Here is a 559-nt window from a genome sequence, read left to right as displayed (position 1 = left end):
TTATCATGATGTTGATTCGAATGAGATGGCGTTCAAGATTGCAGGTAGTATGGCTACCAAAAAGCTTTCTGAAGAAGGTGGGGCTGTCTTGCTTGAGCCTACAATGAAGGTAGAGGTGGTGACGCCGGAAGAGAATATGGGTGATGTGGTTGGTGATTTAAACCGCCGAAGAGGGCTGATTTCAGGTATGGATGATGGTCCGGGCGGAAAAGTCGTCAACGCAGAGGTCCCGTTATCAGAAATGTTTGGTTATGCGACGGATTTGCGGTCTGCAACGCAGGGTCGGGCAACTTATACGATGGAGTTTTTGAAGTATTCAGAAGCGCCGTCAAACATTGCAGAAGTAATCATTAATAGGCATTAAATCAGAGCTAAGGGGAATTTACCGTGGCAAAAGCAAAGTTTGAAAGAGTTAAGCCGCACGTTAACGTGGGAACCATTGGGCACGTTGATCACGGCAAAACAACATTAACGGCAGCACTTACTCGCGTATGTGCTGAAGTATTCGGTGGTGAGAAGGTTGACTTCGCGAACATCGACAACGCTCCAGAAGAGCGTG

1 protein-coding gene and 1 pseudogene are annotated in these 559 nt (G+C 47.2%); both read left to right on the top strand.

Translation table 11 applies throughout. The features are described from left to right. Positions 1 to 364: pseudogene (fusA, locus tag A3751_RS19530) on the top strand (elongation factor G); the annotation flags it as partial. 23 nt (positions 365 to 387) lie between these two features. Continuing rightward, positions 388 to 559 (top strand): GTP-binding protein (locus tag A3751_RS21950; RefSeq protein ID WP_231876942.1); only part of this gene is annotated, 172 nt, incomplete at its 3' end.

This window comes from Oleiphilus sp. HI0080 (genome assembly GCF_001635135.1).
This window is presented reverse-complemented; position numbering and strand designations above follow the sequence as displayed.